This is a genomic window from Streptomyces sp. NPDC056987, assembly GCF_042673865.1.
Taxonomy (GTDB): Bacteria; Actinomycetota; Actinomycetes; order Streptomycetales; family Streptomycetaceae; genus Streptomyces.
This window is the reverse complement of sequence record NZ_JBHURV010000006.1, coordinates 169,103-189,609: the sequence shown is the minus strand read 5'-3', so window position 1 is coordinate 189,609 and position 20,507 is coordinate 169,103. Positions and strand designations below refer to the sequence as shown.

The window sequence follows — 20,507 nt, the reverse complement described above, 5'->3', positions numbered from 1 at the left end:
ACCGCCGCGCCGGGCCACCGCGGAGGGGAGCTGACAGCACATCAGGGAAGTCGGCACGAGGTCGGTATCAGCCTGGGAGGTTCCGTTGAAGATGCTCATGAACGTGCCGGAGACCGTGGTCGCGGACGCGCTGCGGGGCATGGCCGCCGCGCACCCGAAGCTCTCCGTCGATGTCGAACGGCGTGTGGTGATACGCGGCGACGCGCCCGTGGCCGGGAAAGTGGGGATCGTCTCCGGGGGCGGGTCCGGGCACGAGCCGTTGCACGGCGGGTTCGTCGGGCCCGGCATGCTGGCTGCCGCCTGCCCCGGTGAGGTCTTCACCTCCCCCGTGCCGGATCAGATGGTCCGGGCCGCCGCCGCGGTGGACAGCGGTGCCGGGGTGCTGTTCGTCGTCAAGAACTACACGGGCGACGTCCTGAACTTCGACATGGCCGCCGAGCTGGCCGAGGACGAAGGCATCCAGATCGCGAAGGTGCTGGTCAACGACGATGTGGCGGTGACCGACAGCACCTACACGGCGGGGCGGCGCGGCACGGGTGCGACGCTGTTCGTGGAGAAGATGGCGGGCGCCGCCGCCGAGGAAGGGGCGCCGCTGGAGCGGGTCGAGGCGATCGGCCGGCGGGTGAACGAGCTGTCCCGGACCTTCGGGGTCGCCCTGAGCGCCGTCACCACGCCCGCGAAGGGCAGCCCCACCTTCGACCTGCCCGATGGCGAGCTGGAGCTGGGCATCGGGATCCACGGCGAGCCCGGGCGCGAGCGGCGCGCGATGATGACCTCGCGGGAGATCGCGGACTTCGCGGTGCACACCGTACTGGACGATTTGCGCCCCTCCGGGCCGGTGATCGCCCTGGTGAACGGCATGGGCGGTACGCCGCTGCTGGAGCTGTACGGGTTCAACGCCGAGGTCCAGCGGGTGCTGGGCGAGCGCGGTGTGGCGGTGGCCCGTACCCTCGTCGGCAACTATGTGACCTCGCTCGACATGGCGGGCTGCTCGGTGACCCTCTGCCAGGTCGACGAGGAGCTGCTGCGGCTGTGGGACGCGCCGGTCGAGACCCCCGCGCTGCGCTGGGGCCGCTGAGCGCCCGTCAGCACGGCGGCACGGCGGTACGCGCTGGTACGGCGACGCGAGGCAGGACAAGGGACGTGGGGAACGTTCCACGGGGTGAGGAGATCACGTGACCGACGAGACACCGGACCGCACGCTCGACGCGGGTTTCTTCCGCCGCTGGCTGGGGGTGGTCGCGGCGGGCGCCGTGGAGGATGCCGCGGACCGGCTCACCGAACTGGACTCGGCCATCGGGGACGCCGACCACGGCAGCAACCTCCAGCGAGGGTTCCGGGCCGTCACGGCCGCGCTGGAGAAGGACCCGCCCGCCTCTCCGGGCGCCGTGCTGATCCTGGCGGGCGGCCAGCTCATCTCCACCGTGGGCGGCGCGTCCGGACCGCTGTACGGGACGCTGCTGCGCCGTACGGGCAAGGCGCTCGGGGACGCCGCCGAGGTCACGCCCGAGCAGTTCGCCGAGGCGCTGCGGGCCGGTGTCACGGCGGTGACACAGCTCGGCGGGGCCGCGCCCGGGGACAAGACGATGATCGACGCGCTGGAGCCGGCGGTCGAGGCGCTGGCGGCCCCGGCACCGGCCGGCCCGTCCTTCCGGGCGGCCGCCGAGGCCGCCGAGCGGGGCGCCCTGGCGACCGTACCCCTCCGGGCGCGCAAGGGCAGGGCGAGTTATCTGGGCGAGCGCAGCATCGGGCACCAGGACCCGGGCGCCACATCGTCCGCGCTGCTGATCGCCGCCCTCGCCGACACGGCGGAGGCGGCACGGTGAGTGGCGGCACGGTGAGCGGCGGCACGGTGAGCGGCGGAGCGCCGGTCGGCATCGTGCTGGTGTCCCACAGCGCGGCGGTCGCCGCCGCTGTCGCCGCGCTCGCGCGGGGCCTGGCGGGCGGCGGCGCCCCGGCCCCGATCGCGCCCGCGGGCGGCACCGGGGACGGCGGGCTCGGGACCAGCTCCGAGCTGATCTCGGCCGCGGCGGCGGAGGTCGACCGCGGCGCGGGGGTCGCCCTTCTGGTGGATCTCGGCAGCGCCGTGCTGACGGTGAAGGCGTTGCTCGCCGAGGGCGACGAACTGCCGGAGCGGGCCCGGCTGGTGGACGCGCCGTTCGTGGAGGGAGCGGTGGCCGCGTACGTCACCGCCTCGGCGGGCGGGGATCTGGACGCGGTGGTGGCCGCGGCGGCGGAGGCGTACCGGTACCGCAAGGAGTGACCCGTACCCGTACGGCATGCGCCCGGACCCGCCCGGAATCGGCCCCGGACCGGGAAAAAGGCGCGGAGTTGTCGTGATCCGGGCATCGCGCCACCGGAATACTGAGCCGTCACTCAGGCACCGGCGCCCTCCGCGCCGGTGGCGGTCCAGAACTTCCGGAAGGACAGGCATGGCGAACTCGGCGGGCGTGGACACCGGCGCACAGGACGCGCACGGCAGGGGCGAGGGGACGGATGGGGGAACGGGCGCCGGGGCGGCCGAGGAGAGGCCCGGGGAGAGGCCCGAGGAGCGGCCCGGGGGGACGGACCGTTCCCGGGGCCGCCGGGCGCGGCACGCCGTTGTCGTCGGGGGGAGTCTCTCGGCCCTGCTGACGGCCCGGGTGCTGAGCGACCACGCCGACCGGGTGACCGTCGTCGAGCGCGACCGCTTCCCGGACGGTCCCGAGCCCCGGGCGGGGGTCCCGCAGAGCCGTCACCTCCATGTGCTGCTGGCGAGCGGGCAGCGGGCCATGGAGGAGCTGCTGCCCGGGATCCTCGACGAGCTGCGCGAGCACGGCTCGCCCCGGGTCGGCCAGCCCGACGACCTCGTGCAGTGGCAGAGCGGGAGCTTCTACCGGCGCACTCCGGCGTCCACCCATCTCCTCACCGCTTCACGCCCCCTGCTGGAGTGGCTGGTGCGGCGCCGGGTGCTGGCCGATCCCCGGATCACCGTGGTGGAGGGCACGGAGGTGGTCGGGCTGGTCGGGGACGCCACCCGGGTCCGGGGCGTACGCCTGCGTGAGCGCGGGGCGGAGACCCGTCACGACGTGCGCCCGCTCGCGGCCGACCTGGTCGTGGACGCCTCGGGCCGCGGGACGCGCGCCCCGGACTGGCTGGCGGGGATCGGCGCGGAGCCGCCCCACGAGGAGACGCTGGACACGGGTCTCGCCTACGCTTCCCGGCTCTACCGGGCTCCGGAGAACGCCGAAGGGCCGGACTGCCACGGCTACTTCTTCGTCGGGGACAAGGACCACGCCGAGGGCGGGGTCGTCCTGCCCGTCGAGGGCGGTCTCCACATCGTCACGCTCACCGGTCTGCGCGGCGGTGAACCGCCCTCGGACGACGAGGGCTTCGCCGAGTTCGCCACCCGGCTCCCCCATCCGGCGCTGCACGAATGGCTGTTGAAGGCGGAGCCGGCGTCGTCGGTGCACGCGTTCCGTTCGACGGCGAACGTACGGCGGCGGTACGACAGGCCGGGGCGGCGGCCCGCCGGATTCCTCGCCACCGGGGACGCGCTGTGCGCCTTCAACCCGGTGTACGGGCAGGGCATGACGATCGCCGCGATCGGCGCCCTCGCGCTGGGGAACGCGCTCTCGGATCCACGGCGCACCCCCACGACCCGGCGCGTGCAGCGCGCGCTGCTGAAGGCCTCGCGGCAGGCGTGGGACCTCTCGGCCGGGGCCGACCGGCCGCTGCCGGGCGCGCGGGGCAACGCCGCGCGGGTCCGCGCGGCGGACCGGCCGGGGGCCTGGTACCTGGGGCGGGTGGTGGCGCGCGCGGCCGGTGATCCGGTCGTCGGGGACGCGTTCCGGCAGGTGACCCATCTGACCTCGACGGTCGGGGTGCTCTTCACACCGCGGGTCCTGCGCGCGGTGCTCTTCACGCCGGTCGGACCCGAGCTGACGGAGCCGCAGCCGCAGCGGGAACCGGGGTCCGCGCGGCCCGCGACCGGCTGAACCGGCCGCGGCGGGCGGGCGGCCGGGCGCCGATCCCGTGCTCAGAACGGTGTGGCCGCCTGGAGGACGAGGAAGAGCGTGACCGTGGCGTTCGCCGAGGACAGGGCCGAGCCGACCGTGCCGGCCGCCGCCGCCCAGACGGCCAGGCCCACCGCGCTGCGCACCGACGGCCAGTGGACGGCCGACGGCGCGGGCCCCAGCAGCGCGGCGACCCGGCGTGGTACGGGTCCGGGGCTCGGCGCGGCGAACCCGGCCAGCGTCGGCGCCGGGGTGCCCCGGGAGACGAGCGCGGCCTTGCCGATGGCGCGGGCCACGACGGTGCGGTCACCGGTCACCCGGGCGGCCTCCTCGTCGGCCCAGCGCTCGCTGGTGTAGGCGACCGCCGCACGCAGCGGGCGCAGCAGCGGATTGGCGCGGGCGGCGAGCCGTACCGTCAGCAGGAACCGGTGGTGCCGGCCCGCGAGATGGGCGCGTTCGTGGGCGATCAGGGCGTCCCGCTCCGGTTCGTCGAGGCAGGCGAGCATCCCGGTGGAGACCACGATCCGCCCGGGTCCGCGGGGCCCGTCGCCGGGGCCGCCCCCCTCCCCCGTCACGGCGCGGGGCGCGCGGGAGGGGCCGGGCAGCGCGTAGGCGTACGGTGCCTCGTCGGCCAGGACGGCCAGCTCGCCGCCGGGCAGACCGGCCAGCGCCTCCTGCGCGCGGCGGCGTACGCGCCGGTGGCGCCAGGCGGCGCCGGCGCACCCCGCACCGGCCGCGGCGAGGGCCACGATGGCCGCCTTGCCGGCGATCTCGTCGTACGGGACCGCCTCGCGGACCTCGGGGTCCGACCAGGCGTCGGGCAGCGGGTTGCCGGGGAGCTGCGCCGTACCGACGACCACCAGCAGCCCCAGGCAGAGCGTGCTGCACACCGCGAGGACGGCGGCGAGGGCGGAGAGCAGGCGGGTGGCGACCCGGGGGTGCAGATGGAGTGCGGCGAGGCGCGCGACGGGCAGCGCGGTCAGCGGCAGTACGAGCGGCAGAAAGACGAACACCCCCATCGCCGTCAGCCCTCCGCCCCGCCCTCGGGGAAACCGCCCGCCGGGAAACCGCCCGCCGGGAAACCGCCCTTGGGGAGGCTGCCCGCAGGAAGGCTGCTCGCGGGGAAGCCGTCCTCCGGGAGGGCGAGCAGGTCGCGCAGCAGCCGTTCGTCGTCCGCCGAGAGCGTGGTGACGAAGCGGGCGAGCACGGCCTCGCGGTCCGTCTCGCCGTCCAGCACTCTGCGCATCCGCAGAGCGGCGAGCCCCGCCTCGTCCGAGGCCGCGCGCCACTCGAACGAGCGGCCCGCGCGCTCCCGGGTGACCGCCCGCTTGGCCTGGAGCCGGGTCAGGATGGTCATCACCGTCGTGTACGCGAGGTCCCCGCCGAGCCGCTCCTGCACCCAGGCGGCCGTGACGGGCCCGGGTGCCTGCCGCAGCGCGGCCAGCACCTGCGACTCCAGTTCGCCCTGGCCGCGCCTGCGAGGGCGCTCGTCAGGGCTGCCGTGCTCCGTCACCGCTGTCTCCCTCCGGCCTCGCGGACGCACCGCGACGCACGCGCGTCCATGCTACGGAGACGTGGGCGGGCGCCGTCCGGCCGGGTGGCGGGGAAGGGGTCGGACACCGGCCGGAGAGCGGGCCGGAACTCGCTCCCGTTTTACTTCTACACTGCTGTAGATTTTACTTTCGCATGACCGAACCAGTTCAGCTCAGGAGGAGCAGCGTGGGAGTTTCCCTGTCCAAAGGCGGCAATGTCTCGCTCAGCAAGGAGGCACCGGGACTGACCGCGGTCCTTGTCGGCCTCGGCTGGGACGTACGGACGACGACCGGTACGGACTACGACCTCGACGCCAGCGCGCTGCTGGTCGACGAGTCCGGCAAGGTCGCCTCCGACCAGCACTTCGTCTTCTACAACAACCTCAAGAGCCCGGACGGCTCCGTCGAGCACACCGGTGACAACCTGACCGGCGAGGGCGACGGCGACGACGAGACCGTCAAGGTCGACCTGGCCAATGTCCCGGCCCAGGTCTCGAAGATCGTCTTCCCGGTGTCGATCCACGACGCCGAGAACCGCGGTCAGAGCTTCGGTCAGGTGCGCAACGCGTACATCCGGGTGGTCAACCAGGCGGGCGGCGCCGAGCTGGCCCGCTACGACCTGAGCGAGGACGCGGCCACGGAGACGGCGATGGTCTTCGGCGAGCTGTACCGCAACGGCGCGGAGTGGAAGTTCCGCGCGGTCGGCCAGGGGTACGCCTCGGGTCTCTCGGGCATCGCCGCGGACTTCGGCGTCGGGGTCTGACGCGGCGGACGCGGTGCCGGACCCCCACATCCTCGGGGTCCGGCACCGCGTCCGGCACGGGGCCGGCCCACGGCCGGCGCCGTCAGGCAGGGGCACAGGGCGCAGGGCGCGCGTCCTGTGCCCCGTTCGCCTGTGGGGCGGGGGCTGTGGCCGGGCCGGTGAGTGCCGGCCTGTGGGGCCTCGGCCGGGCCGGCGGGTCAGCCGTGGCTGGGCGCCGTGTCGCTCACGTCGGGGACGGGCGGCTCGGCCCGTCCGGACGGCTCCGGCTTCGCGTACGGCTCGGACGTCACCTGCGCCTCGGCACTCGAAGAAGCCGCGGGCGGTACGGCCGCGGCGGCCGGCGCCTTGGTACCACGGGTGAGCCGGCGGGCCAGCGGCTCCGTCCAGCGCGCGGCCAGCGGGCCGAGGATCACCAGGATGAGAACGTACGCGGTGGCCAGCGGGCCGATCCGCGGCTCCACCCCGACGGCCAGCCCGGCGATGACGATGGAGAACTCGCCACGTGCCACCAGCGTGCCGCCGGTGCGCCAGCGGCCCGCCGTCCGGACACCGGCGCGCTTGGCCGCGTACCAGCCGGTGGCGATCTTCGTGAGGACGGTGACGGTCGCCAGGATGAGGGCGGGCACCAGGACCGGCGGGATGGCGGCCGGGTCGGTGTTGAGACCGAAGAAGACGAAGAAGACAGCGGCGAACAGGTCGCGCAGCGGCGCCAGCAGGTTGTGCGCGCCCTCGGCGACCTCTCCGGAGAGCGCGATGCCGACCAGGAACGCGCCGACGGCGGCGGAGACCTGGAGCTCCTGGGCGACCCCGGCGACGAGCACGGTGAGGCCGAGGACGACCAGCAGCAGCATCTCGGGGTTGTCGGAGGAGACCGCGCGGCTGATGAGCCGGCCGTGGCGCAGCGCCAGATAGAGCACCGCGCCGACCGTGCCGAGCGAGATCAGCAGCGTCAGGCTGCCGCCGGCGAGGCTGAGACCGGCGAGCAGGGCCGTGAGCAGCGGCAGGTAGACCGCCATGGCGAGGTCCTCGATGACGAGGACGCCGAGGATCACGGGGGTCTCGCGGTTGCCGAGCCGGCCGAGGTCACCGAGGACCTTGGCGATCACCCCGGAGGAGGAGATCCAGGTGACGCCGGCCAGCGCCACCGCGGCGACCGGACCCCAGCCCAGGATCAGCGCGGCGACGGCGCCCGGCACGGCGTTCAGGACAAAGTCGACGATGCCGGAGGGGTACTGCGTCTTGAGGTTGGAGACGAGTTCGGACGCGCTGTACTCCAGCCCCAGCAGGAGCAGCAGCAGGATCACGCCGATCTCGGCGCCGGTGGCGACGAACTCCTCGCTGGCGTTGAGCGGGAGGAGTCCGCCGTGCCCGAAGGCGAGTCCGGCGAGCAGGTAGAGGGGGATGGCGGAGAAGCCCACGCGGCCGGCGAGCCGGCCGAGTATCCCCAGACCCAGGATGATGGCCCCGAGTTCGATGAGCAGTGCGGTGGTCTCGTGCACGGGCGCTTTATCCTCCGGTGATCAGTTCGGCGACGGCGTCCACGCCTTCCCGGGTGCCGACGACGACGAGCGTGTCCCCCAGGGCGAAGCGGAAGTCCGGGGTGGGCGAGGGGAAGGCGTCGGTGCGGCGCAGGACGGCCACGATGGAGGCGCCGGTACGGCTGCGTACCTGGGTGGCGCCGAGCGTCCGGCCGACATAAGGGGAACGCTTGGTGACCGGGATGTGCTCGGTGAGCAGGTCGATCTCGATGTGCTGGTGGAGATGGGCGACGGGGTCGGGGGTCAGGAGCTTGCAGAGCGCGGTCGCCTCGTGCGGGGCGAGGGTCGCGGCGTCCCGGCAGTTGTCGTCGTCCTCGGGATCGTGGAAGGCCAGGATGCGGCGACCGTCCTGGTGCACGACGACCGAGAGGTGCTTTCCCGCTTCGGTGTTGAGGTCGTAACGGGTGCCGACCCCGGGCAGGGTGGTCTTACTGACGTGAGCGGTGTGCTCCATAGGAAACGGCTCCATGCGGGCGTGGCGTGAGGGTGTGCGGGCATGCTGACCCCTTGGGTCCGCGGCGGCACGGACCAAGGTCCGGCGACGGGGCACGACTGCGCGAGCCGTCCGTCACCGGACAGGGATTCTGCATCATGCGTCGCGGCGAAGCACAGGTAAGGGGACCCGTGACGGGACCCGCGACGCGACGGACACCGTGCCGGCCGGCCGGACACGGCGGGCCGTCAGGGGTGCGCGTCTCATGGAACCGCCCCCTCCGCCCCCGCGAATGCGACCGACCGCCCAGCATCTCAGTAATGGGTGCGCCAAAACTCAAGAGAGCGTTGGTCACCTGAGCGCTATTTTAACGTAAAATAATTTGTGAGGATTATTACGTATGCAACGAAAAGTACCGCCGGAGACTCCGGCGGTACTCGCTCTCCCGGCCGCGGCGGCGGGCCGGGACCGGTGGACATCTACCCGGGTGGCGGCGGGCTGCCCTGTCCGGCCCGGACGCGGTCGGGGTCGAAGAGATGCGCGGCGATCCCCGCCAGTACCAGTCCTCCCGCGATGAGGAGCCCGTGGCCGAGGACGATGCCCAGGGCCAGACCGCCGAGCGCGACGGCCATCATCAGCCAGGCGGTGCCGTGCCGGTACTCGCGCGGACGGCACGGGGTCCCGGCCTCCAGCGCGTGGAAGAACCGGGGATCGTCGTGGCGGAGCCGCTCCGCCAGGTCACTCAGGGTCTGCCGGTCCTCTTCCGTCGCCATGGTCCGCCTCCCCGCTGTCGTACGTCGTTCCGCTTCGCCCTGCCCCGCCGTGCCCGCGTCCGCCTGCCCTGACGCACGCCCCGCCCGCCCGCGTACGTGCTGCCCGTCACGTACGCCCCGCCCGCCGCGTACGTCGCCCACGTCGCGTGTGCCGCCTCTCCCCGGCCGGTGCTCCCCTACGATCGCCCGCCGCGGCACTCCACCACCATCCGTGTCGACACCCACATCGGGGGGTGGGCGACATGTAGACGGGCGGGGGTGGCGGGGCGGTGGTCGGGCCGCTCCCGCCGCGCGGGTGATAGTGGGGACGTCACCTGCGAGGAGGCCCTGCCCCGTGTCCCTGTTCTGGCGGATCTTTCTGCTCAACGCCGCGGTCATGTTCGCGGCCACTGCCCTGCTGCTGCTCGGCCCGGTCACCGTGTCCGCCCCCGTGCTGCTCACGGAAGCCCTGATCATGGCGTTGGGACTGGTGGCCATGCTTGTCGCCAACGCCGCGCTGCTGCGCGTGGGGCTCGCTCCGCTGCAACGGCTCACCCGGGCGATGACCACGACCGATCTGCTGCGCCCCGGCCGCCGGCCCGCGGTGTCGGGCCACGGCGAGATCGCCGAGCTGATCATGACGTTCAACACCATGCTCGACCGGCTGGAGGCCGAACGGGCCGCCAGCAGCGGACTCGCGCTCTCCGCGCAGGAGGCCGAACGCCGCCGGATCGCACAGGAGTTGCACGACGAGGTCGGCCAGACCCTCACCGCGGTGCTGCTCGAACTCAAACGGGTCGCCGACGGGGCGCCCGCGCCGGTGCGCGCCGACCTGCGCCACGTACAGGAGACGACCCGCGGCAGCCTCGACGAGATCCGCCGCATCGCGCGCCGGCTGCGCCCCGGCGTCCTGGAGGAGCTGGGGCTGATCAGCGCGCTCAAGGCGCTGACCACCGAGATCACCACACACACCGGACTGACGGTCCGGCAGCGCTTCGACGGCGAACTGCCGGCGCTGGGCGAGGACGTCGAGCTGGTCGTCTACCGGGTGGCGCAGGAGGGACTCACCAACATCGTCCGCCACGCGGACGCGGACCGGGTCGACCTCGCGCTCCGGCGCACCACCACCGGGGTGGAGCTGCTCATCGCCGACGACGGCCGGGGCATCGGTACGGCCACCGAGGGCGCGGGCATCAGGGGCATGCGGGAGCGGGCCCTGCTCGTCGGCGCCGAGATCACCGTGGGACCGGGCCGGGAACTCCTCCCCGGCCGGGAAGCGGGACGGACGGAGAATCAGGCACAGAATCAAGCACAGGCACAGGCACAGGGACAGGGACAGGGACAGCCGCGGGGCGGCGGCACCGGCGTACGCCTGTGTGTGCCGATCAGGAACGGGAGCAACTGACCATGGCCGAGACGGTACAGACCCGCATCCTGCTGGCGGACGATCACGCGCTGGTCCGCCGCGGGGTCCGGCTGATCCTCGACGGCGAACCGGACCTGACGGTCGTCGGCGAGGCCGGGGACGGGGCCGAGGCCATCGAACTGGCCCGCGCCGAACGTCCCGACCTGGTGATCCTCGACATCGCGATGCCCCGGCTCACCGGGCTCCAGGCGGCGCGCGAGCTCTCCAGGCTCCAGCCGGGGACGCGCATCCTGATGCTGACCATGTACGACAACGAGCAGTATTTCTTCGAGGCGTTGAAGGCCGGGGCGAGCGGCTACGTCCTCAAGTCCGTGGCCGACCGCGATCTGGTGGAGGCGTGCCGTGCCGCGATGCGCGACGAACCCTTCCTCTACCCGGGGGCGGTGACGGCGCTGATCCGCAACTACCTCGACCGGGTGCGGCAGGGCGACAGCATCCCGGACAGCGCCATCACCCCCCGGGAGGAGGAGATCCTCAAGCTCGTGGCCGAGGGGCACACCTCCAAGGAGATCGCCGGCCTGCTGCTCATCAGTGCCAAGACCGTGGAGCGCCACCGCGCCAACCTGCTCCAGAAGCTGGGGCTGCGCGACCGGCTGGAACTGACCCGGTACGCGATCAGGGCCGGTCTCATCGAACCGTAGCCTCTCCTCCGATTCTCTCGGATTCCCTCGGATTCCCCGGTTTTCCTCGGATTCCCCTCCGTCCCGTCTTACCGGCGCACGTGTGGAGTCCGCGCGCCCCGTGCTGGGCAGAGAGTTGAGGGGTGCCCGTACGAACCCGCGTACGGACAGGGCGCCCCGGACACCGCACCAACACGAGCGGAACGAGGCGAGGCATGAACCCGGGCAACAGCTGGGAGTTCACGGACGATCGCGGCAGGCTCACCACGGCACCGAGCCGCCCGACACGGGTGGTGGCCTACATACAGGCCGGCGCGACCCTGTGGGACCACGGACTGCGCCCCCTGGGAATCTTCGGTTCCCACCATGACGGGCAGACGCCGGACCCGGCGAAGGCGGGCGAACTGCCCCTCGCCGAGCTGCGCTCGTTCGGCGCGGGCAGCTCCTTCGACCCGGCGGCCGTCCTCGCCGCGGAGGCGGATCTGGTGGTCGCCGTCGGCTACGGCACGGGGCAGGTGTACGGCATCGACCCGGAGGCCGCCAAGCACCTGGAGGAGCAGGTTCCGGTCGTCGTGATCGAGGTGGGGAAGGACCGCTCGCTCGGCTCCGTCAGGGACCGGTTCTCGGAGCTGGCGGGCTCGCTCCAGGCGCCGCTGCGGCCCGCGGTGCCGGAGCTGGAGCGCGCGGAGGCGCGGCTGACCGCCCAGGCGGCGGGGCCCGCGCGTCCCCGGGTGCTGGCGCTCTCCGCCGCCGGCCCCGAGACCGCGTACCTGGCCCGCCCGGACACCTGGCCGGATCTGCGGGCGCTGATGGAGCAGGGGGTCGGGCTGATCTCCCCGGAGGCGGGCGGCGGGGCCAACTGGCGTACGGCCGACTGGTCCGAGGCCGCCGCGCTGGCCCCGGACATCGTGCTCGCGGACGTACGCGCGAACGCGGCGCCGCGCGAGGCGCTCCAGGACAACCCGCACTGGCGCGCCCTCGGGGAACGGGCGCGGATCGTGCCGTGGAACCCGGAGGTGCCGGCGAGCCATCGCGCGCACGCGCGCTTCCTCGACACGGTCACGGAGGCGCTCGCGGCGGTCGCGCCGGGGACCGGGGAGAGCGTGTAGGCGCGCTGTCGGCCGCGTGGAGGAGCCCGCGGGCAGGGTGTCCCGCATGACGACGACAGAGAACACCCCCGGCGGAGCGGCGGCGTACGGAGCCGGCGCGGCGCCCCTGGCACTGCCGGTGCGGATGGTCGAGGTGACCGGTGTCCGGCGGATCTCCCCGCACATGACCCGGGTCACCTTCGGCGGCCCCGGCCTCGCCGGCTTCTCCCTGGCCGGGCCCGACCAGCAGGTGAAGCTGTACTTCCCACGGCCGGGGCAGCGCGTCCCCCGGCTCCCCGAGCCCGGCGCGGACGGCGATGTGATGCGCTGGTACGGCGCGTTCCAGGCGATTCCCGAGGAGGAGCGGCCGTGGGCCCGGAGTTACACGGTCCGGGCCCACGATCCGCTGAGCGCCACGATCGACATCGATTTTGTCCTGCACGGGAGCGGGGACGACCGAGCCGACCTTGAGCACGGGAAAGCGGCGCGGGGGCCCGGGGAAACGGTGCAGGGGCCCGCCACCGCGTGGGCGCGGTCGGCCGTACCGGGGGCGGTCCTCGGGATGTTCGGCCCGTCCGCGTACTTCGCCACGCCCGTCCCGGTGGGCACGACGGACTGGATGCTGCTGGCGGGCGACGAGACCGCGCTGCCCGCGATCGGCACGCTGATCGAGGCGCTGCCGGAGGGCGCCCGCGCGACCGCCTTCGTCGAGGTGGCGGACGCGGCGGAGGAGCAGCGCTTCACGACGGCCGGGTCGGTGACGGTGCACTGGCTGCACCGCGGTGCGGCCCCGGCCGGGAGCGGTGACGCGCTGCTGTCGGCGGTCCGCGCCGCGGCGTTCCCGGCGGGCTCGGTCCTCGCCTGGCTGGGCGGTGAGGCGGGGGCGGTGCGGGCGCTGCGCCGCCATCTGGTCGACGAGCGCGGCGTCGACAGGCGGTCGGTCCACTTCGCCGGCTACTGGCGGCGCGCCCTGGCCCAGGACGACGCCCCGACGGAGGCGGACCTCGCGGAGGCCCGGGAACGGCTCGCGGACGCGCAGGAGCGGTAAGGCACCCACGCGGGCGCGGGAGGGCGCGTCGTGCCCTGGTCCGGCATACCGGCCGCCGGGACCCGCCCCGGGCGCGGCGGTCGGGGTGTCAGACCAGCGCCGCCGCCTCCTCGACCTGCAGCGCGGCCCCCTCCGCGTGGGCGCGTGCGTAGCTCCGCTCGTCCAATGCGGCGCGTACCGCCGTCTCGGCGCGGTCCAGGAGCTCCGGGTCGGCGGGGGACGTGAAGGGGTCGAACTCGAAACCCTCGGGGCGCTCGTGGTGGTGCCCGTACGCGCCCAGCAGCCGTGCCGCGTCCTCCGGGGCGCCGAGCGCCGCCTTGGCCCAGGCCGCGCAGGGAAACTGCTGGACCATGAGGTGCGGGGCGACCACCGGGGCCAGGCTCTCCAGCGTCCGTACGGCCTCGGCCGCGCGGGCTGCGGCCCGGGCGAACTCCCCGCTCCGGCAGTCGAGCCGGCCGTGGACACCCGCGACGGTGCCGCCGAGGAGGGGCTGGCGGGCGAGGTCGATCTCCCGCTCCAGCAGGTCCAGTTGCTCCCGCGCGGCGGACAGGCGCCCGGTGCTCTCGTAGCGCCGGGCCAGCAGCAGCCGCGCCATGCCGACCGCCTGGCCGGTGCCCTCCCCCGGCCGGCCCGCGGCCTCCAGCAGCAGCTGTTCCGCACGGGCCCGCGCCGCCGGGTCCGCGGCCGACTCCAGCCGTACGGAGGCGAGGCGGGCCTTGAAGAGCGGCACCTGACCGGATGCCCCGACCCGCGCGCAGCTCTCCATCGCCTGCTCGAAATCGGCGGCGGCCTCCTCGAAGCGGCCCTGGCGCGCGTGGGTCTCGCCGCGCACGGAGAGCGCCTCGGACATCGCCACGAGATCGCCCGCGCGGCGGAACAGGGCTACGGCCTCGTCCGCGTCACGGGCCGACCGGGCCGGCCCGTCGGCGCCGCCGCCCAGCAGCCTCGCCCGCTGCATCAGCGCCAGTCCGAGATCCCACTCCCCACCGCTGCCGTGCCGCTGCTCGCGGCAGGCCAGCACGAGCGCGTCCAGGGTCTCCCGGAGTCCGGAGGTCTGTCCCGTCATCAGCCGCAGGAAGAACCACAGGGAGCCCGGTTGCCGGCAGATCTGCGGGAGCCCCGGGCGGTAGGCCTCCGTGATCGCGTGCAACCGGCTCCCGCCACCCGGCTGTTCCGGGAACGCGTTCTCTTCCTCCGCGGTCCACAGCAACAGCAGCCGCACCCCGCGTCTGGCCTCCCACAGCACCTCCGGCGGCCACGGGGGCGCGAGCGCCGTGCACGGCTCGGCGAGGGGTACGGCGGGACGCACGGGCGGTCGGAAGGGATCGGGGCCGAGCGCCGCGGCGGCCCGGACACCGGCCTCGCCGCGGTGGTTGCGCACCTGCCAGAACCAGCTCATGGAGAGCACCAGGCAGAGGGCCTCCTGCTCCTTACCCCGGTCGACGGCCGTGCGCAGCGCGGCCCTCATGTTGTCGTGTTCCCGCTCGAACCGCGCCAGCCAGAAGGCGGAACGGGGGCCCCGCAGCCCGGGGTCGCCGACCCGGGCCAGCTCCCGGTAGGCGGCGAGATGGCGGAGCTCGACGGCCGCGCGCTCCCCCGCCGCGTCCAGCCGCTCCGCCGCGTACTCGGCGACGGTCTCCAGCAGCCGGTAGCGCATGCCGTCCGGGGCACCCCGGTCGCCCGGGTCGGCGAGTACGGCGACGAGGAGCGACTTGTCGACCAGGGAGGCGAGCACGCCGAGGATGTCGCCGCCGGCGTCCGGCCCGCACACGGCCTCCGCCTCGGCGAGCGCACAGCCGCCGGAGAAGGCCGACAGCCCGCGCAGAACGGCCTGTTCGGCTTCGGTGAGCAGATCCCAGGACCAGTCCACGACGGCCCGCAGGGTCCGCTGCCGCGGCAGCGCGGTCCGTGGTCCGCTGCCCGCGCCGAGCAGCCGGAAGCGGTCGTCGAGCCGGTCAGCGAGCCCGCGCGGGGTGAGCATCCGCAGCCGGGCCGCGGCCAGTTCGAGGGCGAGCGGCAGGCCGTCGAGCCGGCGGCAGATCTCGGCGCAGGCGTCCGGGTCGTCCTCGGTCCGGAACCCGGGCAGGGCGTCGGCCCCGCGTTCGGCGAGGAGGCGCAGCGCCATGTCGGCGGGCAGGGGTTCCACCGTACGGACCGACTCGCCCCGTACGCCGAGCGGTTCGCGGCTGGTGGCGAGGACGCTCACCCCCGGGCAGCCGGTGAGGACCGTCTCGGCCAGCGTGGCGGCGGCGTCGAGCAGATGCTCGCAGTTGTCCAGGACGATCAGCAGGCGCCGCCGGGCGCAGTGGCCGGTCAGCTCGGCCAGCGGGTCAGGGGGCGCGGGCTCCCCCGCCGCCGGGCCGCTGGCCGGGCCGCCCAGGGGGTCGCGGGCGCGGAGTGCGGTGAGCACCGTCTCCGGAACGAGGGCCGCGTCGCGTACGGGCGCCAGCTCCACCAGCCAGACGCCGTCCGGCCAGGTGCCGGCGGCCGCTTCGGCGGCTTCCACCGAGAGCCGGGTCTTCCCGGAGCCGCCGGGGCCCGTGAGGGTGATCAGCCGCCGGACCGGGAGTTCGGCGGCGAGCGCGGCCAGCTCGGGCGCACGGCCGACGAAGGAGGTGAGGCGGGCGGGGAGGTTGCCCCGGACGGCGCGCCCCGCGGGGACCGGGGCGGGGCCGGCCGGGGGCGGGCCGTCGTCCCCGGCGAGCAGCTCGGCGTGCAGGGCCCGGAGCTCGCGGCCGGGGTCGGTGCCCAGGCGCTCGGTGAGCCGGGTGCGCACCTCCTCGTACGCCTGAAGCGCCTCGGCGGGGCGTCCGGCCGCCCGCAGGGCCCGGATCCGCAGGGCGTGCAGGGGCTCGTCCAGCGGGTGCCCGACGGCGAGGGCCGCGAGGTCGGGCAGGGCCCGGTCCGCGCGGCCCCGCCCGACCTCGGCGGCGAGCCGGGCCCGGCGGGCCTCCTCGCGGCGCCGCTCGGCGCGGACGGCCCGCGGGTCGGTGGCGCCGCCGGGGAGGTCGGCGAGCGCGCGGCCGTCCCACAGGGCCAGGGCTTCGTCCAGCAGTGCGGCGGCCTGGTCGGGGTCGCCGCCGGTGAGGGCGACGGCGCCCTCGTCGGCGAGCCGTTCGAAGCGGAACAGGTCGATGTCGTCGCGCTCGGCCGCCAGCCGGTACCCCCCGGGCACCGAGGCCACCGCGGCTCCCCCGAGCACCCGGCGGGCCCGCCCGACCAGGGCCTGGAGCGCGGCGGTCTCGTCGGCGGGCGCCTCCTCGCCGGGCGGCCACACCTGGGCGATGAGGCGTCCGGCGCTCGTCCCCCGGCCCCCGGCGGCGGCGAGCGCGGTGAGCAGTGCCCGCAGCCGGGCACCGCTCAGCGGCACGTCCGTCCCGTCCGGGCGGAGTGCCTGCGTGGCGCCGAGTACGCGGTAGCGGTAGATCACGGGCCCATTCTCCCCGCCGGGGCCCGCCGGGGTTCCGGCCTGTGGACAACCTCCCTCGCCGGGGGGCTGCGGCGGAAGGCCGCCGTGGGCGCGGCGGCCTCGCCGGGCGCCTCAGCCCTTACCGAAGAGCTGTGCGGGGAAGGCGCCCGCGGCCAGCGCGGTCCGCGTGAAGCCACCGGCCAGCTCGGTGAGGCGCGCGGTGGCGTCCGGGCCGAGGTGGTCGTACGGGGCGGCGTCGAGGCGGTCGGTGAGGGCCTCGGCATCGTCCCGCAGGGCCGCCCCGGCCTCCGTCATGTCCCCCGCCTCGTCCAGCAGACCGCGCTCCCGCAGCCGGTCGCGGGTCGCGTCCCACTGCTCCGGGGACCATCCGCGGGTCTGCCTGAGGACGGCCGCTGACACGGCCTTGCCGGTGGCGTTGTGCAGGACCAGCGCCTCGATCCCGGAGAGGCCCGCCACCGCCAGGGCGGCGAGATGGCCGTCGCCCCGGTGCTCGCGCAGGAGGGTCGCGGCGTGCCACAGGGCCAGGTGCGGCTCCTCGGGCACGGGGAGACCGGCGTTCGCGGCGTACAGCGGCCGCCCCTCGCGGCGACACCCCTCGGTGGCGCGCAGCGCCAGTTCGGCCGTCTCGGCCATCTCCTTCGACGTGAGCGCTTCCTCCCCGAGCAGCCGCCGCAGCGTCCGGTCCGCGCCGCGCAGCCGCGCGGCGAGCACGGCCTCCGGCGTGGTGACCGCCCACGCGGCCGGTATCTTCCGGGCCACGAGGTCATGGTTGAAGTTGTAGAACGTCGCCGTGACCGTGCCGGCGCCGACCGCTCCGAGCGGCGCCGCGCGGCCCGCGAAGTACGCCATGGCTCCCTGCTCCAGCCCGACCGAGGCGAATTCCTCCGCCGGTTCCGGTGCGAAGTACGAGGCGGAGTGCAGGGGGTTGAGGACGTCGTGACAGCGGCGGCCGGCGGTCATGTCCATGTGGGTCTCCTGAATTCGTCATGGGTGTCACGTGGTTCGGTCAGTGCGTACGGTCAGGTTCCGCGCGGTGCGCCGGGTGCAGTGTGCCGGACGTGCCGGGCGAGCAGGCCGGCGGCGCGTTCGGCGTCCCGGCTCAGGGCGGCTTCCTCCAGAGCGCCGTGCTCCGTCACACCGTCCCGCTCCGGGACGACGGCGCCGGACCAGCGCCGGGCCAGCTCGCTCGCCGTCCACAGGCGGTCGAAGCCGTCCAGGAGCACCGGGTTGCCGCAGCCTTCGAGGAGCGCGCGGTGGAACCGGCGGTGCGCCTCGGACCACGCGTCGGAGGCGCACGTACCGCCCGGTTCCCGCGAGGGTGTGCGGGCGAGGTGGTGGTGGGCGGCCCGGACCCGTACCTCCCAGTCGACGCCGCCCCGCTCGATCGACAGCCGGAGCATCTCCGGCTCGGTGACGACCCGCGCCTCCGCGATCTGCTGCGGGCGCCCGGCGTCGACCGCCGGGACGGCGAACCCCCGGTTCGACAGCCGGGTCGCCAGGCCCTCGCCCACCAGGCGGAGCAGGGCCTCGCGTGCGACGGCGAGGCTGACCTCCCCCGCGTTCGCCAGTTCCTGCGGCTTGAGCGCCTGCTCCGGCGCGAACTCGCCGTGGAGGATGGCCGCGCGCAGCGAGGCGTACAGCCGCTCCGAGGGTGATCCGCGTTCCGTCACGGCCAACACCCTAACAAATAATCGATTATTCACTTCATAATCGATTATGGGCCGATCGCGTCACGTGAGCACCGACAGGCCTTCCCGGGTGAGCCTTCGCCTATTCGTTCCATTTCCTGGAGTAAGAAGGAGGTATGCCGACCGGGAAACCCGGTCTTCGGCTGATCCGATCCGCGGGGGATGGGAAGGGGGGAGGAGGGAGCCGTCCCGTAGCACCGACCGCCACATCTCCCCCGCAGGGCGCGGCCCACTGCGACCCCGTACGGCGCAACTGTTCATACGATCGGCCCGGTGATGTCGTCCCGGGACCGGAGCACTCTCTCCCGTACCGCCGACCCCTCCCCCACCGCGTCACGCCTGGGACACGCACTCGACACGCCCGAGCCAAGGGCGCCGACGCATGCGCTCTCGGCGTGGTGTTCGCATGGCGACCTGGTTTGCGCATGCACAGACTTGACGGCATGTCGGGCAAACGAAGCGCGGGACTGCTGCTGCACCGGGTCACGGACTCCGGTGCCGCCGTGCTTCTCGGACACATGGGCGGGCCGTTCTGGTCCGGCCGTGACACCGCCGCCTGGTCGATCCCCAAGGGGGAGTACGAGGCCGGTGAGGCGCCCGAGGCGGCGGCGCGCCGGGAGTTCCAGGAGGAGCTGGGGCTGCCGGTGCCCGAGGGCCCCTGGACCCCGCTCGGCGAGTCCCGGCAGCGGGGCGGAAAGACCGTCACCGTCTGGGCCGTCGAGGGCGATCTCGACCCCGGTCGGGCCGTGCCCGGCACCTTCACCATGGAATGGCCGCGCGGCTCCGGCGTCCTGCGGGAATTCCCCGAGATCGACCGCTTCGCCTGGTTCCTCCTGGCGGACGCCGTGGAGCCGCTGGTGACGGGCCAGCGTGTCTTCCTCGACCGGCTGCGCCGGTACATAGCCGACGGCCGCCCGCCGTCCCGGCCCGGTGGCTGAGACGCGTCCCTGAGCGGGCCACCGGGCCCGCGCCGGCCTGAGCCCCGCCCACCCGGGGCCCGTACGGCCGCCACGCGCCCCACGCGCCGCCCACGGCGTGCCGCGCCCGGAGCGCCGGTGCGTCGTCACCGCCCGCCCCTCGCCCTCCCCGGACATCCAGGAAAGGGAACCTCTCCGTGCACTCACGCACGCATGTCCTCATCACGGCCGGCACCGCGCTGCTGGCCGCCGCCGTGGTCCCCGCCACGGTGCTGCCCGCTCTCGCCGTCCCCACGGCCCCGCTCCCCGCCCCGCCCCGCACGGCGGAAGCGCCCACCGCCGCACCGTCCGCCAAGGAGCCGTCCACCGCCGTACGCCCCGGCGCCGTACCGTCCGCCCCGACGCCGCTCGCCGCACCACCCCCCGCCGCGCGGTCCGCCACGCCGCCGGCCGCCGCGCGGTCCGCCACGAGGGCGCCCGCCCCGCAGGGCGCGGCCGGCCCGTCCGCCGAGAACATGGGGAGCGCCGAGAGCGCCGAGAGCACCGAGAGCACCGAGAGCACGGTGAGCGCGGCGGCGCTGATGGCCCGGGCCGAGCGCTGCGACCAGGTCTCGAACGGCCTCTACCGCACCCGTGAGGACACGCCGCCCACGGTCGCCGTCTGCGACACCCGGGGCGCGGTGTTCTGGAAGGCCGACATGGACATCGACTGCGACGGCCAGCTCACGGCGCGGTGCAACCACGAGACCGACCCGTACTACCAGGAGCAGACCGCCTTCACGCAGAGCGACGGCAGGCATCTCAACGCGGAGAAACTGCCGTACATCGTCGTGCCGATGACGAGTTCGATCTGGGACCACGCCTCGTCGGGGATCCACGGCGGATCGCTCGCGGCCGTCATCCACGGCGACACGGTGCAGTACGCCGTTGTCGGGGACGTCGGGCCGCCCGGGATCATCGGGGAGGCGTCGCACGCCGCCGCGCGCGGTCTCGGCATCCTGACCGACCCGGCCAGGGGCGGTGTCGCCTCGGGGGTCACGTACATCGTCTTCAAGCACTCCCAGGTCGCCCCCATCGAGGACCACGACGCCGCCGTCCGGCTCGGCGACGAGCTGGCGAGGAAGTTCCTCCGGGACAACTGAGAACGGCTGAGCGGCGAAAAAAAAGGGGGTGGTGGGGGGGCGGCGGGCGGCCCCCCCCCCCCCCGCGCGCCCGGCGGGACAAAGCCGCCCCACAGAAAAGACACGAGGAAAACACAAGACAGCCGGCTCGGCGCG

At 74.6% G+C, this 20,507-nt stretch carries 19 protein-coding genes; 11 read left to right on the top strand and 8 right to left on the bottom strand.

Annotated features, from left to right (window positions below; translation table 11 throughout):
* Positions 1-85 precede the first annotated feature (85 nt).
* The 4 genes from dhaK to ACFTZC_RS09855 all read left to right on the top strand — a co-directional run bounded on the left by dhaK (position 86) and on the right by ACFTZC_RS09855 (position 3,977).
* Entirely contained in the window at positions 86-1,078 is a 993-nt protein-coding gene (gene dhaK, locus ACFTZC_RS09870; RefSeq protein WP_382888263.1) for a dihydroxyacetone kinase subunit DhaK, read from the top strand.
* Between the two features lie 97 nt (positions 1,079-1,175).
* A complete protein-coding gene (dhaL, locus tag ACFTZC_RS09865; protein WP_382888262.1) occupies positions 1,176-1,826 on the top strand; it encodes a dihydroxyacetone kinase subunit DhaL in 651 nt (216 codons plus the stop codon).
* Positions 1,827-1,852: 26 nt separating this feature from the next.
* A complete protein-coding gene (locus tag ACFTZC_RS09860) occupies positions 1,853-2,263 on the top strand; it encodes a PTS-dependent dihydroxyacetone kinase phosphotransferase subunit DhaM (RefSeq protein WP_382888373.1) in 411 nt (136 codons plus the stop codon).
* 169 nt (positions 2,264-2,432) lie between these two features.
* A complete protein-coding gene (locus tag ACFTZC_RS09855; protein WP_382888261.1) occupies positions 2,433-3,977 on the top strand; it encodes an FAD-dependent oxidoreductase in 1,545 nt (514 codons plus the stop codon).
* A gap of 41 nt (positions 3,978-4,018) precedes the next feature.
* Here ACFTZC_RS09855 and ACFTZC_RS09850 read toward each other — a convergent pair whose 3' ends face one another.
* Both ACFTZC_RS09850 and ACFTZC_RS09845 read right to left on the bottom strand, forming a co-directional pair.
* Positions 4,019-5,014 (bottom strand): M56 family metallopeptidase, encoded by a 996-nt coding sequence (locus tag ACFTZC_RS09850; protein WP_382888260.1) that lies wholly within the window; start codon positions 5,012-5,014, stop codon positions 4,019-4,021.
* A 5-nt stretch (positions 5,015-5,019) separates the two neighbouring features.
* A complete protein-coding gene (locus ACFTZC_RS09845) occupies positions 5,020-5,508 on the bottom strand; it encodes a BlaI/MecI/CopY family transcriptional regulator (RefSeq protein WP_382888259.1) in 489 nt (162 codons plus the stop codon).
* 206 nt (positions 5,509-5,714) lie between these two features.
* Between ACFTZC_RS09845 and ACFTZC_RS09840 the strand changes: the two genes are divergently transcribed.
* Positions 5,715-6,290, top strand: a complete 576-nt coding sequence (locus tag ACFTZC_RS09840) for a TerD family protein (RefSeq protein ID WP_382888258.1) — start codon at positions 5,715-5,717, stop codon at positions 6,288-6,290.
* A 197-nt stretch (positions 6,291-6,487) separates the two neighbouring features.
* Here ACFTZC_RS09840 and ACFTZC_RS09835 read toward each other — a convergent pair whose 3' ends face one another.
* The 3 genes from ACFTZC_RS09835 to ACFTZC_RS09825 all read right to left on the bottom strand — a co-directional run bounded on the left by ACFTZC_RS09835 (position 6,488) and on the right by ACFTZC_RS09825 (position 9,034).
* Positions 6,488-7,789 carry a cation:proton antiporter gene (locus ACFTZC_RS09835; protein ID WP_382888257.1) on the bottom strand — a complete coding sequence of 434 codons (1,302 nt, stop codon included), beginning with the start codon at positions 7,787-7,789 and terminating at the stop codon, positions 6,488-6,490.
* Positions 7,790-7,796: 7 nt separating this feature from the next.
* Positions 7,797-8,282, bottom strand: coding sequence for a cation:proton antiporter regulatory subunit (locus ACFTZC_RS09830; protein WP_382888256.1), 486 nt, complete (start codon positions 8,280-8,282; stop codon positions 7,797-7,799).
* Between the two features lie 458 nt (positions 8,283-8,740).
* A complete protein-coding gene (locus ACFTZC_RS09825) occupies positions 8,741-9,034 on the bottom strand; it encodes a DUF3040 domain-containing protein (protein ID WP_382888255.1) in 294 nt (97 codons plus the stop codon).
* Between the two features lie 334 nt (positions 9,035-9,368).
* On the opposite strand from ACFTZC_RS09825, the gene ACFTZC_RS09820 reads away from it, so the two are divergent.
* From ACFTZC_RS09820 to ACFTZC_RS09805, 4 genes are all read left to right on the top strand, one after another.
* Positions 9,369-10,418 (top strand): histidine kinase, encoded by a 1,050-nt coding sequence (locus tag ACFTZC_RS09820; RefSeq protein ID WP_382888254.1) that lies wholly within the window; start codon positions 9,369-9,371, stop codon positions 10,416-10,418.
* A 2-nt stretch (positions 10,419-10,420) separates the two neighbouring features.
* On the top strand, positions 10,421-11,080 hold the full coding sequence (locus ACFTZC_RS09815; protein WP_365820445.1) for a response regulator transcription factor: 660 nt from the start codon (positions 10,421-10,423) through the stop codon (positions 11,078-11,080).
* A gap of 194 nt (positions 11,081-11,274) precedes the next feature.
* Positions 11,275-12,168 (top strand): ABC transporter substrate-binding protein, encoded by an 894-nt coding sequence (locus ACFTZC_RS09810; RefSeq protein WP_382888253.1) that lies wholly within the window; start codon positions 11,275-11,277, stop codon positions 12,166-12,168.
* Positions 12,169-12,292: 124 nt separating this feature from the next.
* Positions 12,293-13,195: a siderophore-interacting protein gene (locus ACFTZC_RS09805; RefSeq protein WP_382888372.1), complete on the top strand. Its 903-nt coding sequence runs from the start codon at positions 12,293-12,295 to the stop codon at positions 13,193-13,195.
* Positions 13,196-13,283: 88 nt separating this feature from the next.
* Here the strand turns inward: ACFTZC_RS09805 and ACFTZC_RS09800 are convergent, their stop codons facing one another.
* From ACFTZC_RS09800 to ACFTZC_RS09790, 3 genes are all read right to left on the bottom strand, one after another.
* On the bottom strand, positions 13,284-16,625 hold the full coding sequence (locus tag ACFTZC_RS09800; RefSeq protein WP_382888252.1) for a BTAD domain-containing putative transcriptional regulator: 3,342 nt from the start codon (positions 16,623-16,625) through the stop codon (positions 13,284-13,286).
* A gap of 111 nt (positions 16,626-16,736) precedes the next feature.
* Complete coding sequence (locus ACFTZC_RS09795; RefSeq protein ID WP_382888251.1) at positions 16,737-17,591, bottom strand: hypothetical protein; 855 nt, start codon at positions 17,589-17,591, stop codon at positions 16,737-16,739.
* 53 nt (positions 17,592-17,644) lie between these two features.
* The gene (locus ACFTZC_RS09790) at positions 17,645-18,295 is read right to left on the bottom strand and encodes a GntR family transcriptional regulator (RefSeq protein WP_382888250.1); all 651 of its coding nucleotides are present in this window, start codon (positions 18,293-18,295) and stop codon (positions 17,645-17,647) included.
* Positions 18,296-18,756: 461 nt separating this feature from the next.
* Between ACFTZC_RS09790 and ACFTZC_RS09785 the strand changes: the two genes are divergently transcribed.
* Entirely contained in the window at positions 18,757-19,251 is a 495-nt protein-coding gene (locus ACFTZC_RS09785; protein WP_382888249.1) for an NUDIX domain-containing protein, read from the top strand.
* Positions 19,252-19,427: 176 nt separating this feature from the next.
* Entirely contained in the window at positions 19,428-20,372 is a 945-nt protein-coding gene (locus ACFTZC_RS09780) for a glycoside hydrolase family 75 protein (protein ID WP_382888248.1), read from the top strand.
* The last annotated feature ends 135 nt before the right edge of the window (positions 20,373-20,507 follow it).

Excerpts from the sequence above, each read along its gene's own strand:
- ACFTZC_RS09785 (WP_382888249.1), top strand. The coding sequence starts at position 18,757 with ATGTCGGGCAAACGAAGCGCGGGACTGCTGCTGCACCGGGTCACGGAC.
- ACFTZC_RS09850 (WP_382888260.1), bottom strand. The coding sequence starts at position 5,014 with ATGGGGGTGTTCGTCTTTCTGCCGCTCGTACTGCCGCTGACCGCGCTG.
- ACFTZC_RS09825 (WP_382888255.1), bottom strand. The coding sequence starts at position 9,034 with ATGGCGACGGAAGAGGACCGGCAGACCCTGAGTGACCTGGCGGAGCGG.
- ACFTZC_RS09795 (WP_382888251.1), bottom strand. The coding sequence starts at position 17,591 with ATGGACATGACCGCCGGCCGCCGCTGTCACGACGTCCTCAACCCCCTG.
- ACFTZC_RS09815 (WP_365820445.1), top strand. The coding sequence starts at position 10,421 with ATGGCCGAGACGGTACAGACCCGCATCCTGCTGGCGGACGATCACGCG.
- ACFTZC_RS09810 (WP_382888253.1), top strand. The coding sequence starts at position 11,275 with ATGAACCCGGGCAACAGCTGGGAGTTCACGGACGATCGCGGCAGGCTC.
- ACFTZC_RS09830 (WP_382888256.1), bottom strand. The coding sequence starts at position 8,282 with ATGGAGCACACCGCTCACGTCAGTAAGACCACCCTGCCCGGGGTCGGC.
- ACFTZC_RS09805 (WP_382888372.1), top strand. The coding sequence starts at position 12,293 with ATGGTCGAGGTGACCGGTGTCCGGCGGATCTCCCCGCACATGACCCGG.
- ACFTZC_RS09855 (WP_382888261.1), top strand. The coding sequence starts at position 2,433 with ATGGCGAACTCGGCGGGCGTGGACACCGGCGCACAGGACGCGCACGGC.